This window comes from Bacteroidota bacterium, from assembly GCA_025059945.1.
GTDB lineage: Bacteria > Bacteroidota > Rhodothermia > JANXDC01 > JANXDC01 > JANXDC01.
Genome location: JANXDC010000015.1, coordinates 60,682 through 83,233 on the forward strand (window position 1 = coordinate 60,682; position 22,552 = coordinate 83,233).

General features: G+C 63.6%; 19 protein-coding genes. 9 read left to right on the top strand and 10 right to left on the bottom strand.

Annotated features, from left to right (window positions below; translation table 11 throughout):
• The first annotated feature begins 70 nt into the window (after positions 1-70).
• Entirely contained in the window at positions 71-1,042 is a 972-nt protein-coding gene (locus NZ993_08235; protein ID MCS7155776.1) for an NAD-dependent epimerase/dehydratase family protein, read from the top strand.
• On the opposite strand, the gene speE is transcribed toward NZ993_08235, so the two are convergent.
• Entirely contained in the window at positions 1,039-1,917 is an 879-nt protein-coding gene (gene speE, locus NZ993_08240; protein MCS7155777.1) for a polyamine aminopropyltransferase, read from the bottom strand. The two genes, NZ993_08235 and speE, sit on opposite strands and share 4 nt — an antisense overlap.
• Positions 1,918-1,996: 79 nt before the next feature.
• The gene (gene speD, locus NZ993_08245) at positions 1,997-2,389 is read right to left on the bottom strand and encodes an adenosylmethionine decarboxylase (protein MCS7155778.1); all 393 of its coding nucleotides are present in this window, start codon (positions 2,387-2,389) and stop codon (positions 1,997-1,999) included.
• 390 nt (positions 2,390-2,779) lie between these two features.
• Here speD and NZ993_08250 point away from each other — a divergent pair, with 390 nt between their 5' ends.
• Genes NZ993_08250 through NZ993_08260 form a run of 3 tightly spaced genes read left to right on the top strand, consistent with a single transcriptional unit; the run spans position 2,780 to position 5,993 of the window.
• Positions 2,780-4,513, top strand: a complete 1,734-nt coding sequence (locus NZ993_08250; GenBank protein ID MCS7155779.1) for a DUF885 domain-containing protein — start codon at positions 2,780-2,782, stop codon at positions 4,511-4,513.
• Positions 4,514-4,524: 11 nt separating this feature from the next.
• A complete protein-coding gene (locus tag NZ993_08255; protein ID MCS7155780.1) occupies positions 4,525-5,070 on the top strand; it encodes a tetratricopeptide repeat protein in 546 nt (181 codons plus the stop codon).
• A complete protein-coding gene (locus tag NZ993_08260; GenBank protein MCS7155781.1) occupies positions 5,067-5,993 on the top strand; it encodes a DUF58 domain-containing protein in 927 nt (308 codons plus the stop codon). The genes NZ993_08255 and NZ993_08260 overlap by 4 nt, the downstream gene beginning before the upstream one ends.
• On the opposite strand, the gene NZ993_08265 is transcribed toward NZ993_08260, so the two are convergent.
• From NZ993_08265 to NZ993_08295, 7 genes are all read right to left on the bottom strand, one after another.
• Positions 5,987-6,649, bottom strand: a complete 663-nt coding sequence (locus tag NZ993_08265) for a molybdopterin-dependent oxidoreductase (GenBank protein MCS7155782.1) — start codon at positions 6,647-6,649, stop codon at positions 5,987-5,989. The genes NZ993_08260 and NZ993_08265 overlap by 7 nt on opposite strands.
• A complete protein-coding gene (locus tag NZ993_08270; GenBank protein MCS7155783.1) occupies positions 6,646-7,608 on the bottom strand; it encodes a ring-cleaving dioxygenase in 963 nt (320 codons plus the stop codon). The genes NZ993_08265 and NZ993_08270 overlap by 4 nt, the downstream gene beginning before the upstream one ends.
• A gap of 65 nt (positions 7,609-7,673) precedes the next feature.
• Positions 7,674-8,480, bottom strand: a complete 807-nt coding sequence (gene murI / locus NZ993_08275) for a glutamate racemase (GenBank protein MCS7155784.1) — start codon at positions 8,478-8,480, stop codon at positions 7,674-7,676.
• 4 nt (positions 8,481-8,484) lie between these two features.
• Positions 8,485-10,329 (bottom strand): lamin tail domain-containing protein, encoded by a 1,845-nt coding sequence (locus tag NZ993_08280; GenBank protein MCS7155785.1) that lies wholly within the window; start codon positions 10,327-10,329, stop codon positions 8,485-8,487.
• Entirely contained in the window at positions 10,317-11,504 is a 1,188-nt protein-coding gene (locus NZ993_08285) for an amidohydrolase (protein ID MCS7155786.1), read from the bottom strand. Before NZ993_08285 ends, NZ993_08280 begins: the two co-directional genes overlap by 13 nt.
• 48 nt (positions 11,505-11,552) lie before the next feature.
• Entirely contained in the window at positions 11,553-14,447 is a 2,895-nt protein-coding gene (uvrA, locus tag NZ993_08290; protein MCS7155787.1) for an excinuclease ABC subunit UvrA, read from the bottom strand.
• A gap of 106 nt (positions 14,448-14,553) precedes the next feature.
• Entirely contained in the window at positions 14,554-16,644 is a 2,091-nt protein-coding gene (locus tag NZ993_08295) for a peptidyl-prolyl cis-trans isomerase (protein MCS7155788.1), read from the bottom strand.
• 159 nt (positions 16,645-16,803) lie between these two features.
• Between NZ993_08295 and NZ993_08300 the strand changes: the two genes are divergently transcribed.
• The 5 genes from NZ993_08300 (at position 16,804) to sdaAA (ending at position 21,155) form a co-directional block, all read left to right on the top strand.
• A complete protein-coding gene (locus NZ993_08300; GenBank protein ID MCS7155789.1) occupies positions 16,804-17,745 on the top strand; it encodes a tetratricopeptide repeat protein in 942 nt (313 codons plus the stop codon).
• A gap of 57 nt (positions 17,746-17,802) precedes the next feature.
• Positions 17,803-17,934 carry a hypothetical protein gene (locus NZ993_08305; GenBank protein ID MCS7155790.1) on the top strand — a complete coding sequence of 44 codons (132 nt, stop codon included), beginning with the start codon at positions 17,803-17,805 and terminating at the stop codon, positions 17,932-17,934.
• 128 nt (positions 17,935-18,062) lie between these two features.
• Positions 18,063-19,052, top strand: coding sequence for a tetratricopeptide repeat protein (locus NZ993_08310; GenBank protein MCS7155791.1), 990 nt, complete (start codon positions 18,063-18,065; stop codon positions 19,050-19,052).
• Positions 19,053-19,163: 111 nt separating this feature from the next.
• Entirely contained in the window at positions 19,164-20,207 is a 1,044-nt protein-coding gene (locus tag NZ993_08315; protein ID MCS7155792.1) for a bifunctional phosphoglucose/phosphomannose isomerase, read from the top strand.
• Positions 20,208-20,219: 12 nt separating this feature from the next.
• Positions 20,220-21,155, top strand: coding sequence for an L-serine ammonia-lyase, iron-sulfur-dependent, subunit alpha (gene sdaAA, locus NZ993_08320; GenBank protein ID MCS7155793.1), 936 nt, complete (start codon positions 20,220-20,222; stop codon positions 21,153-21,155).
• Here the strand turns inward: sdaAA and NZ993_08325 are convergent.
• A complete protein-coding gene (locus NZ993_08325) occupies positions 21,127-22,497 on the bottom strand; it encodes a tryptophanase (protein MCS7155794.1) in 1,371 nt (456 codons plus the stop codon). The genes sdaAA and NZ993_08325 overlap by 29 nt on opposite strands.
• Between the last annotated feature and the right edge of the window lie 55 nt (positions 22,498-22,552).

Here is a 22,552-nt window from a genome sequence, read left to right on the forward strand (position 1 = left end):
CCGCAAACCGGGCTTGAAAATAGAGGAGAACGCGACCATTTGCCAACCCGATGTATCTTTGCCTGGGCGTATGCGGGCTTTCGTAACCGGAGGCACGGGTTTTATCGGCAGCCACCTCGTTGAGTACCTGCTTGAGCAGGGCTATGAGGTGCGCGCCTTGGTGCGACGGCAGGCCCGATGGCTAGAGGGGCTTCCCGTTACGCTGGTTCGCGCAACCGACATGGAGGATCCGGCCCTGGAGAAGACCCTGGCCGACGTCGAGTACGTCTTCCATGTGGCCGGGCTTGTGCGCGCGCCCACCTGGGAGCCCCTGTACCGAGCCAACGTGGAGGCTACGGAACGGTTGCTTGCGCTCGTGTGGCGCGTCAACCCTTCGATTCGGCGCGTGCTGGTTGTGAGCAGCCAAGCCGCCGTTGGGCCCAGCCTGAACGGCCCCGTAACGGAAGAAAGCCCCCTGCGCCCCATAAGCGCCTACGGACGCAGCAAAGCGCTCATGGAGGCGCGCATTCGGGAGCGTTTTGCGGAGCTGCCTTATACGATCGTGCGTCCTCCGGCCGTGTACGGGCCGCGGGAGCGGGACATCTACACGTTCTTTCGCCTGGTGGCCACTGGGGTGGCACCCATCATAGGGACCGGAGAGGAGCCTGAGTTGAGTCTGGTGCACGTTCAAGATCTGGTGCGCGGGCTGTATTTGGCCGCCACAAGACCTGAGGGACTGCGACAGGTGTTCTTCATCTCCAGCGAGCGCTTTTACAGCTGGCAAGAGCTGCGCGACGTTACGCTGCGGGCTCTGGGCCGGCGTGCGCTGACCCTGCGCGTGCCGCGCGCCCTGGTGGTGCCCGCAGGGGCGTTGATAGAGGGGATCAGCCGACTCCTCGGCTTCTATCCCCCATTTAATCGGGAAAAAGCGCGCGAACTGGTAGCCCGCTGGACCTGCTCTACGGAGAAAGCCGTCCGCCTGCTGGGCTACCGGCAACAGGTGGACATCGAGGAGGGCATACCCCAGACCATCGCCTGGTACCGGACCCAAGGATGGCTTTAGGCCTCAAGCTGCTGGCGCACAAAGTTCGGCAAAGCAAAAGCGGCGATGTGCACGTCGGGATTGTAGTATCGCAGCGCTGCCTCAAAAGAGGCGATGCGCGCCCGGACGCGCTCGGAGTCGAAATCGCGAACCGGATGCAAGCTTTTGCTGGCTAAGGTAAACGACCACATGCCGGTCGGATAAGAGGGGATGAAGGCCAAATACATGCTCACGATCGGAAAAAGCCCACGCAAAAACCCATGCGCGGCTCGAATCGTATGTTGGAACAAACGATCGAACGGGGATTCCGTCTGGGCCACCAAAATCCCGTCCGCGCCCAAAATCCGCGCCACATCCCGATAAAAGGCCTCCCCGAATAGGCCTTCGGCGATGCCAATGGGATCTGTCGAATCCACGATGACGACGTCGTAAAAACTCGAGGGAGCCTGGCGCGCGAAGGCCACCCCGTCGGCCAGATGCAGACGCAATCGGGGATCATCGAAAGCGCAGGCGAGGTTGGGGAAAAAAGCGCGCGCTGCCTCTACGACTGCGGCATCTATCTCGACCAGATCCACTTGCTCCACCTCGGGATGCCGCAGCACCTCCCGCACCGTTCCTCCATCCCCACCTCCTACGACGAGCACCCGACGAGGAGCCTCTAGCAAGCAGAGCGCGGGGTGACTGATCATCTCATGGTAGATGAACTCATCGCGTTCCGTAAGCATCACAAGCCCATCTAGGGTGAGGATCCGCCCAAAGGCGTCGGTCTGCCAGACCTGCACCTGTTGATACGGGCTGCGCCGGCTGTAAAGCAGCTCTTCGACTCCGAAGGTCTGCCCCGTACGACCTTCCCAGTACTCGGTGTACTGGATTTGATGAAACTTCGCCGTGCTCATGGTTTTTCCCCGGCATAAGGGAAAAAACACCAGGGGGGCGGAAAGAAGCCGCCCCCCAAACGAACGGCGCGCGTTTCCTTCAAGCCATTTGCGCCGCTTCTACGGGCTTATGGCGCACGGGCTCTGGGAAAAGCCCCCGCTTGAGCTCCATGCTGGATACGCTGCGCGATTGAAACTGCTGTTGCAGATGACGCTGGATCACCCAGGGATCGATCGTCTCCCCGCAGGTGAAGATGTCCACCGCCGCGTACCCGTATTCGGGCCACGTATGTATGGCGACGTGCGACTCTGCGATCACGACAACGCCGCTGACGCCGTGAGGGCTGAAGGCATGAAAAGAATCCGCGACAATGGTGGCCTTCGACTGGCGCACGGCTTCGAGTAAAATGGCGCGAATTCGGCGCTCGTCGTTCAACACCTCCGGGTCGCACTGATAGAACTCGACCAGGATTTGTCTTCCGAGAGCTTGCATCGCTACCCTCCTTGCTCGCACCCCCCGCCTCTAGGCGGGGTCTAAGATTGCATGTTTTGACGGCTTCTTGAGCCGCCACCCATACAACCGCGGTCCTGGTAGACGAAGGGTAGGGGGGATGCCGGAAGACGTTCAGAAGTGAAACGCTTGGCTCACATCCCCTAGGGTCGATCCACCAGCCGCTAGCGCTGCACCGCCTCCCAAGAGGCCGGCGCTGCCAGACACGAACGGATGCGCTCCTAGGCAGGCAGCCGACCTCCGTTCGGCAGGCGCTGCAAGTATACAAAAACTTCACATCAAGGGCAATCTAGGGCGTGCTTGCCCGCTAGAATGGAGGGGTTGGATATTGCACGTAATCCGTGTAACCCCGGTGAGCATAGGAGTTTGGCCGTGGTGATCTGGGTTTTCCTAGCTTGGCTGATAGGAGGGTCTTCGGATCCACTACGCGCGCTTCTAGATTCCGTTTGGGCCTTTCGGTTACGAGAGGATCCGCTTCTGGCCACTTATCAGGGTTTTGAGCTGGGAGCCGATCGGCTGCCCAGCCGGCGGCCGGAGGACTTGGCGCGCTATGCGCGTGCCCTGGATCGCTTCTGGGCGCAGCTTTCCCTGATCGATCGAGCCCAACTAGCGGCCGAGGAGCGCCTTGCTTACGACGTGCTGCGGCATTGGCTGGAAAACGAGCGGGCCGAACACCGATTCGGCGCCTATCGGATTCCCATCACCTCCGATGATGGCTTTCACATCGCCTTTACGCGGCTTCCCCAATGGACGCCGTTTCGTCGCGAACAGGATTACATCTGGTATCTAGCCCGTCTGCGGGCCTTCCCGGATTGGGTCCGCCAGCACATCGCCCTTATGCGCGAAGGCATCGCCCGCGGTCAAACGCTTCCGGCCGCTATCCTGGAGGGCTATGAGGTCACCATCGAAGGGCTTCTGCGACCTGAGCCTGAGCAGACGGTCTTTTTCGCGCCTTTTCGCCGTTTCCCGGCCGCCGTACCGCCAGAACGCCAAGAGGCGCTACGGACGGAAGCGCGACGCGTGATTCGGGATTCCGTGCAGTATGGATATCGGCTGTTTTTGGAGTTTTTTACCCGGGAGTACCGCCCCAAAGCCCGACGCACCATCGGCATATCGAGCGTGCCCGGAGGGCGAGAGTATTATGCACACCTGGTACGTTACTACACTACTTTACCCTTGAGCCCTGAAGAAGTACACCGAATCGGTCTGGAAGAAGTACGCCGCATCCGGGCAGAGATGGATTCCGTCATGCGGCAGACGGGCTTTAAGGGGACCTTTGCGGAGTTTCTGGAATTTCTGCGCACCGATCCCCGTTTCTACGCGCGCACCCCAGAGGAGCTGCTCAAAGAAGCCGCCTGGATCGCCAAACAGATGGATGGCCGCCTGCCGCGGCTGTTTCACGTCCGTTCCCTGCCCCGGCTGCCTTATGGCGTGGCCCCTGTGCCGGAGCACCTTGCCCCCCGCTACACCGGGGGGCGCTACGTGCCCGCTCCAACCGAAGGCACGGAGGGAGGCTATTATTGGGTCAACCCGTATCCGCTAAACGGACGCCCCTTGTACGTGCTGGAGGCGCTCACTTTGCATGAGGCCGTGCCCGGTCATCACTTGCAGTACGCCCTCCGCCAGGAGCTGACACAGGTGCACCCGTTTGTGCGCTCGATCAGCTTTTCGGCTTTCGGCGAGGGCTGGGCCTTGTACGCCGAGCGCCTGGGTAAAGAGGTCGGTTTTTACGCCGACCCATACCGGGAGTTTGGAAGGTTAACTTACGAGATGTGGCGCGCCTGTCGGCTTGTGGTCGACACAGGCCTGCACGCCATGGGATGGAGTCGAGAGCAGGCCATCGCATTTCTGGCCGAACACACCGCGCTATCCCGACATGAAGTGCAAACGGAAGTAGACCGCTATATCGCCTGGCCAGGCCAGGCTTTGGCCTACAAAATAGGGGAGCTCAAGATCCGAGAACTGCGGCGCAGAGCCGAAGCGGCCTTGGGGCCCCGTTTTGACGTGCGGGATTTTCATGACGTGGTCCTACGCGGCGGCAGCATCCCGCTTCCGACCCTTGAAGAGCGCGTAGAGACCTGGATCCAACAGACTCGCTCCCGATAACAAGCTCGCCGATGCGATCCCTGGTAAACATATCCCGGCTTCGCCGCATTGCCGGTCTTGGGCTGCTCGCACACGTGCTGCTCTCCCTGGTAGGCTGCTCAGGACCCGAAGAGCGCCTTCGGCGCATCGAGACCCTGCGCGTGGCGCTCTCCGAGCGGCCCGCGGATCGCGGAGTGGCCGACTCTTTGGCGCGTGAGGCGATGGCCTTCGTTGAGCGCTACCCCCAACATGCTCGAGCCCCCGAAATGCTGTTCTTGGCTGCCCAGCTCTATGGGGGGCTATTAGATCGCCCAGCAGAGGCCATCGGCCTACATGAACGCTTACTGGAACGCTATCCCCACTCGCCTCAGGCGGAAAACGCCCTGTTTATGATCGGCTACCTGGCCCATAACGCCTTAGGTGACACCGCCCGGGCTCGCAGAGTATACGAGGCCTTTCTGGCTCGGTACCCGGATAGCGACTTGGCCTCTGGCGTGCGCTTTGAGCTGCGCACGCTGGGTAAATCGCTTGATAGTTTATTGCAAACGATTCCGGGGCTATCGGACTCAACCCCATGAGCGATGATGCGCGCGCCATATTGAACCCGCGCTTAGCGAGCCGCATCAAAAGCTTTGAGCTTCGGGCGCGTCTGATCGTTGAGGGCTTCATCACAGGCCTGCATCGCAGCCCCTATCATGGCTTTTCGGTCGAATTCGCCGAACATCGGGCCTATCATCCGGGCGATGAACTGCGCTACGTGGACTGGAAGGTGTACGGTAAATCCGACCGCTTCTACGTCAAGCAGTACTTGGAAGAGACCAACGTGCGCGCCTACGTGGTGCTGGATACGAGCAGCTCGATGCGCTATCGGCAGCGCGCGGCGCTCTCTAAACTCGCCTATGGGGTTCACGTAGCCGCCGCCCTGCATTATCTGATGCTCCTGCAGCGGGATGCGGCGGGGCTGGTGCTCTTTGATGAGGCGATTCACGGGTGGCTTCCGGCCCGCTCGGCCCCCGGCTATCGACGTTTGCTCCTGAGCCGGCTGGAGGCGCTGCTTCGAGAGGCACCCCCAGAGGAGCGCCGGCGGACCGCGGCCGCCGCCGCGTTACACGAAGTGGCCGAACGGCTTCGACGTCGAAGCCTCGTGATCGTGATCACAGACCTGCTAGAAGACGACCCCGACTCACTTTGGGCCGCACTGCGCCATCTGCGCTACCGCAAGCACGAGGTGATCTTGTTTCACGTTCTGGAGGCGGCAACCGAGCGCCGGCTGGAGTTTCCCCATCAGCCCGTGATCTTTGAGGACATGGAAACGGGCGAGACGATCGCGTTGGAGCCGGGCGCGTTGCGGCGCGCCTATCAGGAGGCGATGGAGGGCTTTCTGGAGGCCTTTCGGCGGCGCTGCCGCGAAAACCGCATCGATTTTGTCGAGCTGGACACGGCTACGCCTTACGACGTGGCCCTATTGCACTATCTAGGCAAGCGCGGCAAGCTCTATTGACCCTTGCTGGGCCGCTCCAGGCGGCTAATTCGCTGCCGCCACGCAGAGCGCACGCGTTCAAGGGGCTCCCCATAGCGCTGCTCCTGCCACGGGTCGCCGATCAGGTGATAGCCCCGCTCCTCCCAGAAACCGGCCTGCATCTCCGTCTGCAGCTCCAGGCCGCAGAGGTATTTGGCGCTCTTCCAGGCGTATAGCTGCGGCACCAAAAGCCGCACCGGAGCGCCGTGCTCGGGGCTTAGGGGGGCGCCATTGAGCGTGTCGGCCAGCAGCGCATCTTCCTCCCACAGATACTCCAAGGGCACGTTCGTAGTATACCCCTCTAGCCCATGGGCCATCACCTGCACGGCTCCCGGCCAGGGCTGGGCGCGCTCTAAAATGAGCCGAACGGGTACCCCTTCCCAGCGCAGCGCCCGCTTGGACCAACCCGTAACGCAATGAAAGTCGGCCACCACCTCCACACGAGGTAGCCCCTTGAACGCCTCCCAGCTGAGCTCAAAAGGATTATCGCAGGCGCCCCAAATGCGCAGCCGGTAGCTGCTCGGATCGAAGCGGGGCCGATTCGGGGTAATGTCGTATATGGGGAAGGTATCTATGTACCGCTGTCCCGGGGGTGCGGGGCGGCGCAAAGTGGGGCTTTCGAGGTGTAGGGGCTTCATGGGGCTACTTCCGCCGGAGGATAGCGTAGAGGGGGCAGCAAGGATTCAATCCATTTTCGCCGGGGCTCCAACCAAGGGGGCAGAATCAAGCGCTCCCCAAGATGATCGGGATCCTCGTCTATAGCAAAACCCGGACCATCCGTGGCCAACTCGAAAAGCACACCGCCGGGTTCGCGAAAGTACACGGACCGAAACCAGAACCGATCGATCGGCGGGGTGGGCGAAAGCCCCGACAAGAGCAAGCGCTCCCGCACCGCCTCCTGATGGGCCGCGTCCACCACGCGCCAGGCCAGATGATGCACCGTGCCCACCCCCCAACGGCCCGAAGCCGCTTCGGGCCGAACCTGCACGTCCAAGTACCCTCCTGCTGGATCTTCAGGGGAACGAAACCGCATCCAGGCGCCATCGCTGGCCGAGCGCTCAAAGCCGAAGCCCTCCACCAGCAGCCGGGCCGTGGGTTCTAGCGTGCGCACCCAGATGCGCGCCGCATGCAGGCCTCGGATCTGCCATGCCGCAGGCACAGGGCTTTCGAGCCAGGGGTTAAAGGGGCGCTCCGCAACAGAGGCCGCCTCCACTAGCGCTAAGCGCAGCCCGTGCGGATCGGAGAAGGGCAGTTCGCGCTCGCCAAAGCGCTCTTGTGGGGCCTCGGTGGCCACTCCATAACGATGCAAGCGCTCCTGCCAATAGGCTAGCGCTCCAGGGGGCACAGCCAGGGCCACTTCCACGCTCAAACCCGCACCCAGCCGCCCCGGGGGCATATCCTGCCAAGGGAAAAAGGTGAGCTCCGTTCCCGGGTGGCCCTCTGCGTCCGCATAGAACAAATGATACACGCCGGGATCATCCTGGTTTACGCTGCGCTTGACCAGGCGCAGCCCCAGGATCCCCACATAAAAATCCAGGTTCTCCTGGGCCGGGCCCGAGATGGCCGTTACGTGATGCAATCCCCCTACCGGTCTCATGGCGTTCTTCCCGAAGTACCCTCCAGGCCTATAATGCCTCCGGGGGGATCTGCGGTTCCCGGGCTTTACCAGCGCACCAGGTGCACGTTGGGCAGCACGCGGCCTAGGAAGCGTTCCCCAAGCGTGCGGAACCGAAGCGGCACGTCCGTTACGTAGAACTCATATCGGGGCGGATGGCGGGAGGGGTTAAGCAGGCGCATTTCCTGCAGCAGCCCGGCGACGCGCTCGGCCATCGCCTCCGCGGAATCGACCAGTTGCACCTCTGGCCCCATTACCTCCTGCAGCAGGGGCTTTAGCAACGGGTAATGCGTGCACCCGAGCACGAGCGTGTCGACGCGCGCCGCCAGCACGGGCCGCAGGTATTCCTGGGCGACCATGCGGGTCACCGGGTGATCCAGCCATCCCTCCTCGACCAGAGGCACAAAGAGCGGACAGGCCTGCGAAAAAAGCCGCACCTCGGGATCCAGGCTGTGTATGGCACGCGCGTAGGCGTTGCTGTTTACCGTGGCCGGTGTGCCGATTACGGCCACCCGCTTTGTGCGCGTAACGGCCACGGCCATGCGGGCTCCGGCCTCGATCACGTCCAGAACGGGAACAGGGGAGAGCTCATCCAGTACGGAATAGGCCACCGCGGCGATCGTGTTGCAGGCCACTACGAGCAACTTGACGCCCCGTTCGAGCAGAAAGCTCGCGATTTGGGTCGCATAATGGGCGATCGTCTCCACGGACTTCACCCCGTAGGGCACGCGCGCGGTGTCGCCGAAGTAGAGCAGATGCTCAAAGGGCAGCCGATCCATGAGGGCCCGCATCACGGTCAGGCCCCCGATGCCGGAATCGAACACCCCGATGGGGCTTTCAGGATGCAGGTGCATAGGCCTATCGCCCCCGACCGCGCACCAGCACCAAAACGGCTCGATAGGTCTCGGTGCGGGGTGGATCCAGATAACTGGCCTCCAGGAGCACCACGTAGGGACCCGTTGGCACAGGCGAGCGAGCGTGGTCGTGGCCGTCCCAGACCCAATAGCCCTCAGGGGGAACGAGCGCGCCGGCCGGGACGAGCTCCCGAATCAGGCGGCCGCGAAGGTCGAAAATGCGCACCCGCGCGAAGGCCGGTTCGGCTCTTCTAAGCCGATAACGCAGCAGCGCATATTCTTCGTGTCCGTCTCCGTCCGGAGAAAACGGGTTGGGCTCCGCCCAGAGGCCCTTGTGCCCCGGTTGCGAATCCGGCGCGCTTACGGTGTTGGGCCTTCCCGGCGTTCCGCCCAAGGGGTCGGCGCTAGTGGCCCAGTTGCTCGGATCCGTGGTGGGCCTGCGCACATGGCGCCTTTCCAACGCGCGGCCGCGCCGATCATAAAGGGCCGGATGATGCCAGCTGGGCTCATAGTAGAGGCTATCGATCAAGGTTCCGTCGGGACGGCGCAGCACGATCGCGTCGCCGTCGTTGGACAGCCCCAAATCCTGAGCGCGCTTGATCACAAGGCGCGCCGTGCGGGGATCCGGTAAACCGAAGAAGCGCACCAGCCGGCTTTCGGAGGCCGAAAGCGTATCGGCGGTGAGGACCAGAAATTGGCCCGGCTCCAGCACAAGGGGCTCAGAGCTGAGCACGTGGCGCACCACGCGCCCTCGAGCGTCCGGCCGGCGATGCCAGGTCCAACCCTGCAGCGAAAGCGGACGCGTTCCAGCGTGGTAAAACTCCACGTATTCGGGCTGTCCGGCCAGGGGTTCATAGAGCACCTCGGTGATGCGCAATGCGCCCGGTTCGGCGTCGTTCGGATCCCAGTAGCGCACCTCAAGTTCGGCGCGCGCCAGCAAACGGCCGAAGCCGTCGCGCACGCCCTGAACGCGCAGCGTGTAGGGCCGACCGCTCTCGAGCGGCCTCTCCAGGCGCAACAGGGCCTCCTGCCCGCCGGACATTAGGCTCACCCAAGAAGCCCGAATCGGGCCGGGTTCGAGCACATAGGCCGCGGGCCGTTCGGCCGAGCTCACTTCCACCGGGTGGCTATAGCGCACCCGCAGCTCCTCTGCCGCAACGACCCAGGCGCCGACCAGCGCAAAGGGGCGCTCATCGGGTTTGGCGCCGTCCCCCCAGACGGCCTCCACGTCATCGAAACCGTAGGCCGCGCCCGTCGTGGCGCTGTGCTTCACCCAGATCCCCAGGTAGCTGCTGTGGCTTAAGGCTGTGTCCCGTACGGGTCCATATCGCAGACCGTTGACTTCGAGCCACCAGGAGCCATCTAGGCGGCGCTCTACGCGCAACAAGAACAGGTGCTCGGTGCCGCTCCACAGCGCAGGCGTGCGCAGCAGCTCAAGCCGGCGCGCCCCCTCCTGGCGCACCAGGCGCAGATCATCGGCATTCGTGGTCCCGATTTGCACGTAGTAGCCGCGAAGCGGCTCCTTGAGCTCCGCTTGATCGGCCATGAGGTACCAGCGCACCCCGTTGGCCGTGCTCAAGTTCACGCCGCTTATGCGCATCCAGATGCTCCAGGAGCCGTAGGCGATCGGCGAACGGGTGGCCAGATACAACGTGTCGGCCATCGGGCGACCCTGGCTGCGCAGCCGGTTTCCCTCGGATTCCCGGACGATCCGAAAGCGCTCAAGCGTGCCCATCCAGGCGGGATTCCGGGTGAGGTCGCCGTCTTCGAAGTCGTCCCGAACCACCTGAGCCTTCAGGATAGCGGGCCCAAGCAGATGAAGCGCGAACAGGACCGCTACGAGTCGCATGAGCTCCAGCCCTCCGGAGGCCACTGACGCAGCACCTCCCCCATCAGCACCACGGCCAGGGGCAGGGCCCGCTCGTCTACGTCGAATCGGCTGTCGTGCAGCTCAAAGCAGCTCTGCGGGCTTCCGCAGGTCCCCACGCGGATCATGGCCCCGGGCGCGTGCTCCAGATAGCGGGAGAAATCCTCCCCCCACATGCTGGGGCGTTCGATCTCCCGGACAGCCTCGGGGCCGAACAGGGCTCGGGCAAGACGGCGCGCATGCTCCACAAGGCGCTTGTCGTTGCAAACGGGGGGAGATCCGCGCTGGATTTCCAGCAGGCATTCGACGCCGCTGGCCTTGGCCAAGGCGTGTGCGATCTGAGCCAGAGCCCGATGCCAGCGTTCCCGATCTTCGGGATCCGTAGTGCGCAACGTGCCCGCAAGCTCCACAACATCAGGGATCACGTTCAGGGCCGTTCCGGCGCGCAGATACGTCAGAGCCCAGACGGCCGGCTGCCGGGCGTCGTGCACGCGGCCGGCCAGCCCATAGCAGGCCTGCGCGATCTGCACGGCCACCCAGACGGGATCCGGCGCCTCATGAGGACGCGAGGCGTGCACCGTGCGGGGTCCGCGCACTAGAAGCCGCACGACGTCGGTGGCAGCGCTCAGAGCACCCACCCGGAAACCGAAAGCCCCCACGGGCAGGGTCGGATCTACGTGCACGGCGTAGATCGCCTCCACCCCCTCCATGACGCCGGCTTGCACCATCTGCAGCGCCCCGCTGGGCGTGGGCTCCTCGGCGGGCTGAAAGAACACCCGAATAGACCCCGACCAATCGGAGCGCTCCAGCAGATAGCGCACCACCCCCAGGGCGATGGCCACGTGCGCATCGTGCCCGCACAAATGGGCTACGCCGGCCCGGGATGAGGCGTAGGGGGCCGTCTTGGCGTCCGCTACGGGAAGGGCGTCGATGTCGGAGCGGTAAGCCCGAAGCGGCCCCGGCCCGCGGCCAAAGAGCTCGACTACCACCCCCGTTCCGGCCACGCGGCGAGGGCTAAGGCCCAAGGCGCGCAGTTGCTCTTCGATAAAGACGGCCGTCTCGCGCTCCTCGAAGCCCACCTCCGGATTTCGGTGCAGGTGACGCCGCAGGCGCACCAGCCAATCGGCCCAGGGAAGCTGAGGCGCAACCGCGCACATGGTGTCCCCATCTAGACCGTTCAGAGGACTACGCAATAGATGGGCTCGTTACGGTTTCTGCAGAACGCCGCCTGCCGGGATATCCCATTTCGGCCACGGTTCCCGCACCCCGCGCTCGAGCTCTACGCGCAAAAACCGGCCTGTGTGGCTTTCCGGACAGGCCGCCACGACCTCCGGGGGGCCTTCGGCCACAAGACGCCCGCCGGCCTCTCCGCCCTCAGGACCCAGATCGATGATCCAATCGGCGACCTTGATGACCTCCGGGTTGTGCTCGATAACGAGCACCGTGTTGCCCCGATCGACCAGAGCCTGCAGCACCAGCAGCAGCAGGCGCACGTCCTCAAAGTGCAGCCCGGTCGTAGGCTCATCCAGAATGTAAAGCGTGCGCCCCGTCCCCGGACGGCTCAATTCCGCGGCCAGTTTGATCCGCTGCGCCTCCCCGCCGGAGAGGGTCGTGGCGGGCTGCCCGAGCCGTATGTAGCCCAAGCCCACCTGTTCCAACACGCGAAGCCGGCGCGCGATCGCGGGCACGGACCCAAAGAAGGTGAGCGCCTCGGAGACGTTCATCTCCAGTACATCCGCAATCGAACGCCCCCGGTAGCGGACCTCCAGCGTCTCCCGGTTGTACCGTCGCCCTCCGCAGAGCTCGCAGCGCACGTGCACGTCCGGCAAAAACGCCATCTCGATGCGCTTGATCCCGGCCCCCTCGCAGGCCTCACAACGGCCGCCCGGAACGTTAAAAGAAAAGCGGCCCGGCGCGTAGCCCCGGATCCGAGACTCCGGCAGCTGGGCAAACAGGTCTCGAATCAAGGTAAAAAGACCCGTGTAGGTGGCCGGATTCGATCGGGGGTTGCGGCCGATCGGGCTCTGATCGATCGCGATCACCTTATCGAGGTGCTCCAGCCCCTCGATCCGATCGTACTGAAGCGCCCCAAGCGCGGCCCGATGGTAGTGACGCGCCAGGGCCGGATACAGAGTCTCGTTGACGAGCGTGGACTTGCCCGATCCGCTCACCCCCGTTACGCAGATCAGGGTTCCCAGGGGAAAGCGCACGGTGAGATTTTTGAGGTTGTGCCCCCGGGCGCCATGCAGCACTAGAAAACGCCCGTTGCCCGTGCGTCGCTGCGGTGGGATCGGGATGTAGCGCTCCCCGCGCAGATAAGCCGCCGTTAGCGAAGGGCCATCGAGCGCTTGCGGCGGGCCCACGGCCACCACCTGTCCGCCCTGTTCGCCCGCACCCGGCCCCAGGTCGATTACGCAATCGGCCGCTTCGATCGTGTCCCGGTCGTGTTCGACGACCACGACCGTGTTGCCCAGATCGCGAAGCCGTCGTAAGGAGGCGATGAGACGCTGGTTGTCCCGGGGATGGAGCCCAATAGAAGGCTCATCCAGAATGTAGAGCACGTCCACTAGTTGCGTGCCGATCTGCCTAGCCAGGCGCACGCGCTGGGCCTCTCCGCCGGAGAGCGTATGCATAGGGCGATCTAGACTCAGATACCCGAGTCCCACCTCCTGAAGGAACTCCAGTCGGCTCGAGATCTCCCGCAAAATGGGCTGGCCGATAGCCTGCTGGCGCGCGCCCCAACGCTCTGGTAGCCCTCGGAGTCGCTCCCGGAGCGCGGCCGCGTCCATACGGCTCATATCGGCGATGTTAAGGCCGTCTATGCGTACGGAAAGGCTTTCGGGCCGCAGCCGCCCCCCGCCGCAGGCGCGGCACCTCTGCGGGCGCATAAACGATTCGGCCCACTCGCGCTGGGTCTCGCTTGAGGCCCGTTCTCGGACGTTTTCGATGTAGGCGGCAAGCCCCTCAAAGCGAATTCGGTAAGGACGGCCCCCCTCTTCAAGCTCCAACACAACGGGCTCCTCCCGGCTTGTCCGCCCCCAAAGCAGAACGGATCGGGCCTCTTCGGAAAGCTCCTCTAGCGGGGTATCGAGGGCAAAACCAAAACGCTGGCCCAGAAACGTTAGGGCGCGTCGAAACCAGTCGCCTGGGGCGGGCTTGCCGATTGGGGCCAGTCCGCCCTGCAAGATGCTCTTGCGCGGATCCGGGATGATCCGGTCCGGATCGGCCCGCAGCGTCTCTCCGAGCCCCTGGCATTCGGGGCAGGCTCCGTGCGCAGAGTTGAACGAAAAACTATGCGGGGCCAGCTCCGGATAGGCGATCCCGCACTGCGGGCAGCTCAGGTGCCGGCTTAAGAAAAACTCCTCCTGCGTATCGAGGCGGCGCACGATAAGGGATCCCCTCCCCAGCTCCAAGGCCAGCTGCACGGACTCGCGCAGCCGGACCTTCTCGTGGGGATCGACCCGAAGTCGATCGACAACAACCTCGATTGTATGCGTTCTGTAGCGGTCCACCTGCAGGCCCGAGCTCAGCTCGCGGATCTGCCCGTCGATGCGCACCCGCGTAAAGCCCTGCTGGAGCAGCCGTTCAAACAGCTCCCGATAGTGGCCCTTGCGGCCCCGCACAAGCGGAGCCAACATCTCCAGCATAACCCCGCAGGGCAGGGCCCGCAGCTGCAGCACGATCTCCTCATCGCTTAGCTGCCGCATGCGTTGGCCGCATTGATAGCAGAAGGCCTCCCCTAAGCGGGCGAATAGAAGCCGCAGAAAATCGTAAATCTCCGTAACGGTGCCGACCGTGGAACGAGGGGTGTAGCCGGTTGTTCGCTGCTCGATGGCGATCACCGGACTGAGGCCCTCGATCTGGTCCACGTCCGGACGTTCTAGCACACCCAAAAACTGCCGCGCATACGGGCTAAAGGTCTCCAGATACCGGCGTTGGCCCTCGGCGTAAAGCGTATCGAAGGCCAGGGAGCTTTTGCCGCTTCCAGAAAGGCCCGTAAATACGATTAGCCGGTAGCGGGGCAGCACCAGGGAGATGTTCTTCAGGTTGTGCTCCCGCGCCCCCGAGATCCGGATGCCCTGCTGCGTCCCCGTCGACATACTGATCTTGCCGATCGCCTCTTCGCTTTATCCCCAGAGAACGCGACAGCCCACCTCCATCAAGAGGCGGGCTTGGAGGGAAAACCGAATGCGTCCGAACCCCGGCTCAAGAGGGGCGCAAGAACAGATGACGGCGGTCTTCGATCTTGGCCCGCTTGCGCAGCTCTTGCAGCCATTGCCCCATGAGCTGGGAGCGCTTCTGGGAGAGCAACGCCTCGCGGATGCGCTGCCGATCCGCAGCCGGTATGGCGCGCAGATCCGGTTCTGTTACCCGCACCGCGCGCAGTAGATAAGCCCCCTGCTGACCGGCCAGCACAGGCGAGATTTGGCCTGTACGCAGCCCCAGGGCCGCAGCTATCAGGACAGGCTCCGATCCCACCGCCGGCAACACGGGGTTTTGCAGGGAAAGCCCCTGGGCCGTCTGTACAGACACCGAAAGGGCCTGAGCCACCGCGGCCAGATCCTTGTGCGCTTCGGCGGCCTTGCGGAGCCGCTCTAGGGCCAACTTGCGGCGCTCCTCCTGCAGCACTTGGGCTCGGATGGCCTCTTTGACCTCTTCATAGGGTCGATACCCCTCGGGGCGGCGGCTTTTCAGGCGCGCCACGACAAAGGATTCGTCCATCTCGATCGGAGGGCTGATTTCCCCAATTTTGGCGGATTTGGCGAAGTGCAGTAGGGGCCCCGCCACTCCAACGCCCGGCACAAACCGGCTCTCTTCGGTCAAATCAAAGGTCTGCACCTGCAGGCCCCGCCGCTGCGCCTCCTGGTCGAAACCGGACTCGCGGGCGAAGTAGCGGAAGTCCTCGGCCGATTCTTGCACCCGGGCCACCGTCGTGGTGGGGTCCGCCTCGATGCGGCGGCTCAGATCCGCGATCCGGTACTCCGCGGTGCTGCGGCCCTCGACGCGAATGATGTGATAGCCGAAGCTCGTCTCCACGGGCCCCAGAAGCTGCCCGGGGCGCGCCCCGAAAGCGGCTTCCTCGAACTCTTTTACCATCCGTCCTCTGCCGAACCAGCCCAGATCCCCGCCTCGGGAGGCCGATCCGGGATCCTGGGAGACCTCCCGCGCCACAGCGGCGAAATCCTCTCCGGCGCGAAGCCGAGCGAGCACGGACTCGGCCTTGCGCCGCGCCTCGGCCTTGTCGGTTCCAAACGCAATCAAGATGTGCCGAGCCCGCACGACCGGCTCTTGGGCTGTCCGGGTCTCGAGGACCTTCACCACATGCACCAACGTCCCGTCGTTGAGGGGACCTACGACCTCCCCTGGGCGCGCCCGCTCTATGGCGTTGGCCAGGGGCTCGGCCAGCTCCGAAAGCTTGACAAAGGCGCGCGAATACGGGCTTAGGCTGCCGTGTTGGACCAGGAAAAGCGAGTCGTTTTGCGTTTGCGCAAAATCGTTCTTCAGCTGGGCCAGCTCCTCGATCGTGCGCAGCGTGTCCTGTCGCGTGGGCTTTTTCGAAAACAGCACATATTCGATCGTATAGGCGGCCGGAACCCGGTACTCCCCGCGGTGCGCGCTATAGTAGCGCCGCAGATCCCCGTCGGTGAGCTTGAGCTCGGACTCCGGAATGCTCGCATACGATAGCATTACGTACTCTATGTCGACCGTCTTGCGCTCCAGATAGTAGCGGTAACGGATCTCCCCTTCGCTTACGCGCGCAATGGAGGCTATGAGCTGTTCCAGCTTTTCCGCCTCCCGTTTGCGGCGCAGATAGTCCTCAACCTGCAACCAGCCCTCGCGGGTCTCCGGGGCGCGAATGGCCGCCAGCAACGCGTTGCGGTCGATACGGCCGTCCGGACCGGCGAATTGTTGCTGGATGAAAGGATCGGGGTTTTCGCCTACGACGAGCTCCAAGATTTCGCTTTCGCTCACGCGCAGGCCCAGCCGACGGGAGAGCTCCCGACGCAGGATGTCGTTTGTCAGGCTCTGCCAGGCCATATCCCGGTAAAGCTCCACCATCTGAGGGGAGGCGCCTTCGCCCGTCTGCTGCTGATAGGCCTGCAGGTATCGATCCACGGTTTCGGTGTATTCCTGATACGTGATCGGATGACCGTCGACCTCGCCCACGTGGGTGCGCTGGGTGCCCAGAGCCTCAAAGAGGCCGGCGTCGGTCATCACCCAAATCAGGCCAAAGGCGATCACCAGGGTCCACAAAATCAGATGGGTGTTGTCCCGCAAGCGACTCATCAAGCCCATGGATGGACACCCCTGTTCCGTTACCAAAACGGACGCGAACCGTTACGTTTCGATCCGCCCGGGTCTCGCGAATATACGCGGAGCGGTTCACCGGACGCAAAAAGGCAATTGGTACGACGCTTGTGCGCTCCTTTGGCCAACCCACCAGGGAAACGCTACATGGCTCAACCCAGAAAAAACAACACCCCCGAGGCGCCCTTTTCCGTCGACACCACAATCCGACATGCTCCGCTCGGCGCGCTCTGGCCCGGACTTGCCACCGGGCTTGAGCAGGCGGACTTGCGGGACTGGGGGGCGCTGCATCAGCACGCCGCCTCTTATAAGCCAGAGCCGTCAACGGAGGCCGAGGTGGCGCAGCTGCGCATTTTTTGCGCCCTCGAGCTGGGACTATACGAAGAGGCCGTGCTGGCTTTGGAGGCCGCGCCGGCCGGATCGATTCAGGATCGCGGCGTTCGGTTGTGGCTGGAAGCCCGTCTGCAAGAGCGACGTATAGGGCCCAAGCCCGGCTTTTACGCCTACGAACGAGCCTATACGGTGCTGCGCCACCTGCGCAGGCCCCCCTGGCTGGTGTTGACGCTCGACGGGCTGGGCCGCACGGCTTATGCGCAGCGCGACTATGCTACAGCCGCCATGTACTACCAACATGCCCTTAGCATAGCTCGTCAGGAGGGCTTCCGCCCTTGGCTTCAGGTACTGACTCATAACGTGGGGGTTAGCCTACAGCATCTGGGGGGCTTGCAGGAGGCGGAGCGTTACCTGCAAGAGTCCCTGAGCCTAGCGCAGGAGATGGGCGAAGAATGGGCCCAAGCGTTAAGCCTGTATCACTTGGCGCGCTTGTATCATGAGCGCATGCGCTACTATGGGCTAGCCATCCCCTACTACGAGTGCGCCCTGATCTTGTTCGCTCGCCAGGGAGCTCAGGAGCTGTACGCCCAGGCCCGCTCCGGACTGGTGCGCTGCCAACAGGCGCTCGACGCCTTGAACGTGGCCGCAATCGTAGGGCTTCTATCCCCCGAAGAGCTTGAGGCCCGCTACGTGCGAAGCCTGGTCGAACACTTCAGCCATACGCCTCGGCCTGAAGCTTATGGCCGTTCAGCCTAAACCTTCTGGACGCGAAGCGATCCCAGCACCCCCCAAACCAATATAGGAGGTGGCCCGATGCGCAAAGCTCTGCTTCTCAGCCTACTGCTGGCGCTGGCAGCCGGCTACGTCGGTTGCGCCGTCGAGCTGCTTGGCCCAGAACAGCAGACCCATCAGGTGCGCGGCGGCGACGACGTGGACGACACCTAGTGCGTCCGCGCAGCGGGGCCCGGAGATGGAACGCAAAAGCGCTGCCCCTGGTAGGGGCAAAAAATATTACTTTGGTAACGCATACGCGGAATGCATAAATTGATGGGGGCGTCGGGTAAGGGGAGGTCATGGAAGCAACCCTACTTGCAGCCAAAAACCTCGCGGCCTTTCTGGAAGAAGTGGAACGCCGCATCGAGTCTGGAGAGCTATCGGAAGCGCTCCTGCTCTGCCGTCAGGCGTTAGAACAACTTCCCGAGCACGAGAGGAGCTCGCGTGTGCGCATCGAGCTGGAGATGGCCAATGCGTACTTGCGACTCAAAGATCCCAAAGTCTTTGACCTGCTCAATCGGATTCCGGTTCAAACCGACTTGGAACGGGCCATCTGGCTGGTGCGCTACGGCTCGGCCCTGCTGCGGCTGCATGGCGACAGCGCCGGGGCGCGCGAGCAATTCGAGAGGGCGTATTTGCTTTTCCGCGAGCTACACGAATACGACTGGATGGTTCGGGTGATGACCAACATCGGCAATACCTACCGGGCCGAGCACAATTTCGAGCAGGCTCAGGAGGCCTACAGCCGAGCTTACAACCTGGCCAAACGTCATGGGCTGCGCCGCCGATTTGTCTTCATCTTCAACAATAAAGGGGTCTGCTTTCAGGACGAAAACCGCTTTGATGAGGCCGAGGATTACCTAAAACGCGCCTATACGCTGGCCCGCGAACTGGGGGATCGGCTTATGGAGGCCACCACGCTAGCCAATTTGGCCGATCTCTACGAGGCGATGGGCTATTTTGGCCTGGCCCTGGAGTACTACCGCGCCGCCCTGCAGCTATATCGGGAGCTGGGGGCGATTCGGGATTACGAGCGCAAATACGCCGCCTATGAGCGCTGTAAGGATAAACTAGAACGACTCGACATCGCCAAGGTGCTCGGCTTCATGGATCTACAAGAGCTGCGCCAGCGCTACGTAACGGGTCTTGTGGATGGATTCATCGGCATCCCCGGCATTCGCAACCAGTCCGACATCGGCCGACGTATCGGCCTCACCCGGCAGGCCATCCATAAGAACGTGCGCCAGTACCGGCGCATCCAATTCCGCAAAAACGAAGAAGAGCTATAAACGGTCTCTCGGGGCCGCAGCGCCAGGCAGGCGGCCCCGAAGTCGGTTGACATTCCCCGATAAAACCGGCTTTTTTGCTTCACCTCTGCGCCCACAAAGCGGAATAAAGCCATGTCGGTTGACCAGCACAACATGCACGGCATCTTATGCCGGTTTCCGGAGGACTGGTCCGAAGCGCACGCGCTGGCCACCGAGGCGTTGGCCGATTGGCTTCCGAGCCGGCCCGTACATCAGGTGCTCGTGGCGGGCATGGGGGGATCCGCCATTGGGGGGGATCTATTGCGCGCGTACTTGCGCGATCGCGCGCCGGCGCCGATTCTGGTGTGTCGACATTACAGCGTGCCGACTTTTGTCGGCCCGCATACGCTGGTGCTCGTCTGCAGCTACTCCGGGCAGACCGAGGAGACGCTCTCCGCCTACGAGCAGGCCGTCGCCCAAGGGGCGCAGGTGCTGGTGGTCAGCTCTGGCGGTCGGGCGGCCGAGCTGGCCGCCCGGTACGGCCATCGGCTCGTGCGCATTCCGCCGGGCAGACCGCCTCGCACGGCCCTGGCTTACCTATTCGCCCCGCTTCTGCATGCGGCCTGGCGGGCCGGACTTTGTGCGGACCCGCACACGGAAATCGCCGAAACGGCTCAGCTGCTGGAAGCCCATCTAGCCCGATACGCGCACGCCTCCGAACACAACCCCGCCGTGCGCCTGGCCCAAGCCCTTTTCGGTAAGCTGCCGATCCTCTACGCCGGGCACGGCCCCATGGAGGCCGTGGCCTTGCGCTGGCGAGGGCAGCTAGCGGAAAACGCCAAGGTCCTGGCCTACGGGCACGTGTTGCCGGAGATGAACCATAACGAGATCGTAGGCTGGCAGAACCTGCCCGAGCTGCTTCGGCAGATGGCCGTCGTGTTCTTGCACGATCCGGAGGATCACCCCCGCGTTCGGCAGCGCATGCGCATCACGCGTCGCCTCATACAGCCCCACGCCGCCTCGGTTCATGATCTGTACGCGGAAGGACAGGGCCGACTGGCCCGCATGCTGGGGCTTATTTATCTAGGAGACTGGACGAGCTATTATCTAGCGCTCCTTTACGAGGTCGATCCGACGCCTGTGGCGAAGATCGATCTCCTCAAAGCCGAGCTAGCCAGCTGGAACGCCGAAGCGTAGTAGGCCCCACCTATGCCGGTATTTGAGCGCTTTCGCGAATGGTTCGTCTACTGCGAACGAGAGGGCATCGACCTGGCCGAATCCATGGTCCGCTACGAAATGGAGCTCAAGGGGCGCAGCCGGGAAGAGATCTACGCGCGGCTGGATCGGGCCTTGGGGGTCATGGAGGAGGCGGTGCAAAAAGGCCTCGAGCAGCAGATGCGCTCCCGAAGCGGCCTCCTCGGAGACTGGGGCAAGCGCGTGGCCCGCTCCCGTGTGTCCATTCTGGGTCCGCAGGTGACGGCCGTTATCGCTCGGGCGCTAGCGGCTAAGGAGGTCAACGCCTGCATGGGCCGCATCGTGGCCGCGCCCACGGCGGGCTCCTCGGGGATCCTGCCGGCTATGCTGACGGTGCTCATGCAGGAGCACAACATCCCCCGAAGGCGCATCCTGGATGGGCTGCTTGTGGCGGCCGGGATCGCGCTCATCATCGAGCGTCGGGCCGGGATCGCGGGGGCTGTGGCCGGATGCCAGGCCGAGACCGGATCCGCGGCCGCCATGGGGGCGGGGGCCGTTGTGTACCTGTTGGGGGGAAGCGCAGAGCAGATCGGCAACGCCGTGGCGATCGCCCTGCAGTGCCTGCTGGGGCTCATCTGCGATCCCGTAGCCGGGCTCGTAGAGGTGCCCTGCGTGGTGCGCAACGCCTCAGGGGCCCTTGTGGGGTTTGCCGCGGCGGAGATGGCCCTGGCCGGGGTGCCGAGCGTGATCCCGGTCGACGAAGTGGTCGATGTGCTGGCCGAGCTTGGACAGGCCATGGATGCGCGTTACAAGGAGACAGCCCTCGGGGGATTGGCCACCACGCCAACGGGCAAGGCCATCGCACAGCAGGTGCTGATACAAGACGTGCCCATCTTGGGATCCGACCCCTCAGAAGGGGACCCTAGTCCCGATACGCAAAGCGCGCCGTAAAGTGGCGCAGCACGGGTGGTTCCCAGGTGATGCGCATGCCGCGCAACCGCTGCCGATGGGCGTAGACCTCGCGCACAACCTCGATCACGTAGTCCATGTGGCTCTGCGTGTAGACGCGCCGGGGAATGGCCAGGCGGACCAAATCCATGGGCGCCGCCTTCTCGGAGCCATCCGGCTGCCGGCCGAACATGACCGTGCCGATCTCGCAGCCCCGCACCCCGCCGTGCACGTACAGCTCCACGGCGAGCACCTGACCCGGATACTGCAAAGGAGGGATGTGGGGCAAGATGGCGCGCGCATCCAAATACACCGCGTGTCCGCCGACGGGCCGCACGATCGGCACACCCGCCTCCATGAGATGCCGGCCCACGTACTGCGTGGAGGCGATCCGGTAGCGCAGGTAATCTTCTTCGATCACCTCCTCCAGGCCCACCGCAATGGCCTCCAGGTCCCGGCCGGCCAGGCCCCCATAGGTGGGGAAGCCCTCGGTTAGGATAAGCAGGGTCCGCGCCTGCTGGGCCCACGCCTCATCGTTGAGGGCAAGCCAGCCGCCGATGTTGGCTAGCCCGTCTTTTTTGGCCGACATCGTACAGCCGTCGGCATAGGAGAACATCTGGCGCACGATCTCCAAGACGGACTTGTCCGCGTAACCGGGCTCGCGCAGCTTGATAAAGTAGGCGTTTTCGGCAAACCGGCAGGCGTCGATAAACAAGGGGACCCCGTAACGGCGGCACACCTCGGCCGTGGCCTGGATGTTGGCCATCGAGACGGGCTGCCCGCCGCCGGAGTTGTTCGTAACCGTGAGCATACACAGGGGCACGCGCTGCGGGCCCAGACGCCGCAATAGCTCCTCAAGCCTTTCCACGTCCATGTTGCCCTTAAACGGGTGCTCCAGCTGCGGCTGCAGGGCCTCGGGTATCGGCAGGTCCACGGCTTCGGCCCCGGTGAATTCGATGTTGGCCCGGGTGGTGTCAAAGTGCGTGTTGCTCGGGATGATCTTACCGGGCCCCCCGAGGATGGAGAAGAGGATCTTTTCCGCGGCCCGGCCCTGATGCGTGGGGATGATGAAACGAAAGGGCATAAGCCGGCGCACGGCCGCTTCGAAACGATCAAAGGAGGGGCTTCCGGCGTAGGACTCATCGCCCTGCATCATGGCGGCCCACTGGCGCGCGCTCATGGCGGCCGTGCCGGAGTCCGTCAGGAGATCGATGAGCACGCGCTCGGCATCCAGGGCGAACAGGTTGTAGTGGGCCTCGGCGATCCAACGCTCCCGCTCCTGGCGGGTGCTCATGCGAATGGGCTCAACGGATTTGATGCGAAACGGCTCGATGATGGTCTTCATGGGTTTTGAGCTTCAGCTGAGGCCGCGCGATCTGGTGTCCTTAAAATAGAGGCTA

Bases quoted from the DNA above. Each gene is read 5' to 3' on its own strand.
- NZ993_08235 (MCS7155776.1), top strand. From the start codon at position 71: ATGCGGGCTTTCGTAACCGGAGGCACGGGTTTTATCGGCAGCCACCTC.
- NZ993_08310 (MCS7155791.1), top strand. From the start codon at position 18,063: ATGGAAGCAACCCTACTTGCAGCCAAAAACCTCGCGGCCTTTCTGGAA.
- NZ993_08260 (MCS7155781.1), top strand. From the start codon at position 5,067: ATGAGCGATGATGCGCGCGCCATATTGAACCCGCGCTTAGCGAGCCGC.
- NZ993_08280 (MCS7155785.1), bottom strand. From the start codon at position 10,329: ATGCGACTCGTAGCGGTCCTGTTCGCGCTTCATCTGCTTGGGCCCGCT.
- NZ993_08305 (MCS7155790.1), top strand. From the start codon at position 17,803: ATGCGCAAAGCTCTGCTTCTCAGCCTACTGCTGGCGCTGGCAGCCGGC.
- murI (MCS7155784.1), bottom strand. From the start codon at position 8,480: ATGCACCTGCATCCTGAAAGCCCCATCGGGGTGTTCGATTCCGGCATC.
- NZ993_08270 (MCS7155783.1), bottom strand. From the start codon at position 7,608: ATGAGACCGGTAGGGGGATTGCATCACGTAACGGCCATCTCGGGCCCG.
- NZ993_08300 (MCS7155789.1), top strand. From the start codon at position 16,804: ATGGCTCAACCCAGAAAAAACAACACCCCCGAGGCGCCCTTTTCCGTC.
- NZ993_08265 (MCS7155782.1), bottom strand. From the start codon at position 6,649: ATGAAGCCCCTACACCTCGAAAGCCCCACTTTGCGCCGCCCCGCACCC.
- uvrA (MCS7155787.1), bottom strand. From the start codon at position 14,447: ATGTCGACGGGGACGCAGCAGGGCATCCGGATCTCGGGGGCGCGGGAG.
- NZ993_08295 (MCS7155788.1), bottom strand. From the start codon at position 16,644: ATGGGCTTGATGAGTCGCTTGCGGGACAACACCCATCTGATTTTGTGG.
- speD (MCS7155778.1), bottom strand. From the start codon at position 2,389: ATGCAAGCTCTCGGAAGACAAATCCTGGTCGAGTTCTATCAGTGCGAC.
- speE (MCS7155777.1), bottom strand. From the start codon at position 1,917: ATGAGCACGGCGAAGTTTCATCAAATCCAGTACACCGAGTACTGGGAA.
- NZ993_08325 (MCS7155794.1), bottom strand. From the start codon at position 22,497: ATGAAGACCATCATCGAGCCGTTTCGCATCAAATCCGTTGAGCCCATT.
- NZ993_08315 (MCS7155792.1), top strand. From the start codon at position 19,164: ATGTCGGTTGACCAGCACAACATGCACGGCATCTTATGCCGGTTTCCG.
- NZ993_08255 (MCS7155780.1), top strand. From the start codon at position 4,525: ATGCGATCCCTGGTAAACATATCCCGGCTTCGCCGCATTGCCGGTCTT.
- NZ993_08285 (MCS7155786.1), bottom strand. From the start codon at position 11,504: ATGTGCGCGGTTGCGCCTCAGCTTCCCTGGGCCGATTGGCTGGTGCGC.
- sdaAA (MCS7155793.1), top strand. From the start codon at position 20,220: ATGCCGGTATTTGAGCGCTTTCGCGAATGGTTCGTCTACTGCGAACGA.